The 246-nt window shown below is 42.7% G+C and carries 1 protein-coding gene; it reads right to left on the bottom strand.

All coding sequences use genetic code 11. From position 1 onward, the window contains the following. Positions 1–29: 29 nt before the first annotated feature. Positions 30–246 (bottom strand): hypothetical protein (locus SB786_RS37280; protein ID WP_410731722.1); only part of this gene is annotated, 217 nt, incomplete at its 5' end.

A 246-nucleotide genomic window follows, 5' to 3' on the forward strand; every position in this document is an offset into this window, starting at 1 on the left:
CCAGGCTCCTCAGGTCTACGCCGAGCTTATCATTCACCCTCATATAAACCAGCATATTTCAAGCCATTATAATTTGACTTTAAAGATTTGGAAACAACCGTACCACCATCGGAGTACCAAAAAATTGCATTAGCCTTAGAGATACCAAGCCTCAAGCACTCTGCCTTTAAATCCTCAATATAACGGGCGTCAACCGCAGACTCAATCAAGATTTCATCTAAACTCACCTCCTCCGCTTTTCTTGGT

Origin of the sequence: Burkholderia sp. SIMBA_062 (assembly GCF_046534765.1) — a bacterium.
GTDB classification, from domain to species: domain Bacteria; phylum Pseudomonadota; class Gammaproteobacteria; order Burkholderiales; family Burkholderiaceae; genus Burkholderia; species Burkholderia ambifaria.